The sequence below is a fragment of the Arthrobacter sp. I3 genome (assembly GCF_000520575.1).
GTDB lineage: Bacteria > Actinomycetota > Actinomycetes > Actinomycetales > Micrococcaceae > Arthrobacter > Arthrobacter humicola_A.
In genome coordinates this window covers 1-2,428 of record NZ_AZSB01000554.1, presented here as the reverse complement: position 1 = coordinate 2,428, position 2,428 = coordinate 1, and the positions used below count along the sequence as shown (strand labels likewise).

Here is a 2,428-nt window from a genome sequence, read left to right as displayed (position 1 = left end):
TCAAAAACCTCGTCAAGAAGGAAGGCCTCCACACGGTGTGTGAGGAGGCCGGCTGCCCCAACATCTTCGAGTGCTGGGAAGACAAGGAAGCCACCTTCCTGATCGGCGGCTCCGAATGCACCCGGCGCTGCGACTTCTGCCAGATCGACACCGGCAAGCCCTCCCCCGTGGACATGTTCGAACCCACCAAGGTGGCCCGCTCGGTCCAGGCCATGGCCCTGCGCTACGCCACCGTCACCGGTGTGGCCCGCGACGACCTCGCCGACGAGGGCGTCTGGCTCTACGCCGAAACGGTCCGCAAGATCCACGAACTGAACCCGGGCACCGGCGTCGAACTGCTGATCCCCGACTTCTCCGGCAAGCCCGAGCACATCGCGGCGATCTGCGACTCCAAGCCCGAGGTCTTCGCCCACAACGTCGAGACCGTGCCCCGGATCTTCAAGCGCATCCGCCCCGCGTTCCGCTACGACCGCTCCCTGGACGTCATCACCCAGGGCCGCAAGCTCGGCATGGTGACCAAGTCCAACCTGATCCTCGGCATGGGCGAGACCCGCGAGGAAATCTCCGAGGCACTGCGGGACCTGCACGAGGCCGGCTGCGACCTGATCACCATCACCCAGTACCTGCGCCCCTCCGAACGGCACCTGCCGGTGGACCGCTGGGTCAAGCCGCAGGAATTCGTGGACCTGCAGCACGAAGCGGACGAGATCGGCTTCCTGGGCGTCATGTCCGGGCCCCTGGTGCGTTCCTCCTACCGCGCCGGCCGGCTCTGGGCCACCGCGATGCGCAAGAAAGGCTGGGAAATCCCGGCCGAACTCGCCCACATCGAAAGCTCCGGAAGCACCCGCCAGGAAGCCAGCTCGCTGCTCGGCGCCCAAGCCGGCGCCTGACATCGACAGAGGACCAGAGATGTTTCCCATACGACTTGAAATCATTCCTTCCGAGGGAATCGTCAAAAAGATCCAGTCGGCAGTGCCGCTGACCACGACACTCACCATCACGTGTCTGCCTCACCACGGAACCGGGCGGACCATGCGCACGGCCGCCCAGCTCAGTCTGCTCGGCTACACCGTGGTCCCGCACATCGCGGCCCGCAGCCTGGCGGATAGCACCCAGCTGGCCCGTATCATCCGGGAATGCGCTGGGTACGGCATCTCGGAAGTGTTCGCGGTTGGCGGTGACGCCCCGCAGCCCGCGGGTCCCTTCGCCAATGGCGGCGAGCTGCTGCGCGAGATCGCCGAAATCAGCGGCGGCCAGATGGCCGTTGGGGTCGCCGGGTATCCGGAGGGTCATCCCGGCATCGGCCCGCGGCAGCTGCTCGAATCATTGTTGGCCAAGCAGGAACTTGCCTCCAACGTCGTCACGCAGATGTGCTTCTCGGCCGACAGTATCCATAGGTACACGGCGATGCTGCGCCGCGAGGGAGTCATGCTTCCGGTCCTGGCCGGGGTTGCCGGGTCCGTCCAAAGAACCAGGCTGATTGCACTGGCAACGAAGATCGGCGTCGGAACGTCCCTGCGGTTCCTTAGCGGGAAACGACCGCTCGCCCGCCGCCTCCTGAGCGGCGAACGCTACTCGCCCGGCACTCTCATCAACGAGCTGACCGCCCAGCCTGTCGTCGATGGCATTCATCTCTACAGCTTCAATTGTTTTGACGAGTTACCCGGTACCGTCGCCGCTTCGTCGACGGAACTCTCCGCCACCACCAGCCAAGGAAACACACATGCTTGATACCCCGTTCCAGCCCGCAACCGCGAAGAACGTCACGGGCAGCAGCCGCGTCAAGCGCGGCATGGCTGAGATGCTCAAGGGCGGCGTCATCATGGACGTCGTCAACGCCGAGCAGGCCCGCATCGCCGAAGACGCCGGTGCCGTGGCCGTGATGGCGCTGGAACGCGTTCCGGCCGATATCCGCGCCCAGGGCGGCGTGTCCCGCATGTCCGATCCCGACATGATCGACAAGATCATCGCGGCCGTGTCCGTGCCCGTGATGGCCAAGGCCCGGATCGGGCACTTCGTCGAGGCGCAGGTCCTGCAGTCTTTGGGCGTGGACTACATTGACGAGTCCGAGGTCCTGACCCCGGCGGACTACACCAACCACATCGACAAGTGGAACTTCACCGTTCCGTTCGTCTGCGGTGCGACCAACCTGGGCGAGGCGCTGCGCCGCATCAACGAGGGCGCGGCGATGATCCGGTCCAAGGGCGAGGCCGGCACCGGGGACGTCTCCAACGCCACCACGCACATGCGCCAGATCCGTGCCGAGATCAAGAAGCTCGCCGGCATGGCCGAGGACGAGCTCTACGTCGCGGCCAAGGAGCTGCAGGCCCCGTACGAACTGGTCAAGGAAGTTGCCGCGACCGGCAAGCTCCCGGTGGTGCTGTTCACCGCCGGCGGCATCGCCACCCCGGCCGACGCCGCGATGATG

At 65.8% G+C, this 2,428-nt stretch carries 3 protein-coding genes; all 3 read left to right on the top strand.

The genetic code is table 11. The annotated features are described in order from the left end of the window. A partial coding sequence (lipA, locus tag Y706_RS0102650; protein WP_028275355.1) for a lipoyl synthase occupies window positions 1-890 on the top strand: 890 nt, incomplete at its 5' end. Window positions 891-909: 19 nt separating this feature from the next. Next, a complete protein-coding gene (locus tag Y706_RS23220; RefSeq protein WP_084475877.1) occupies window positions 910-1,731 on the top strand; it encodes a methylenetetrahydrofolate reductase in 822 nt (273 codons plus the stop codon). Then, window positions 1,724-2,428 (top strand): pyridoxal 5'-phosphate synthase lyase subunit PdxS (gene pdxS / locus Y706_RS0102640; protein WP_043434343.1); only part of this gene is annotated, 705 nt, incomplete at its 3' end. The genes Y706_RS23220 and pdxS, both read left to right, overlap by 8 nt.

What these genes read in the sequence shown, in the direction of transcription:
- Y706_RS23220 (WP_084475877.1), top strand. Translation starts at nt 910, where the DNA reads ATGTTTCCCATACGACTTGAAATCATTCCTTCCGAGGGAATCGTCAAA.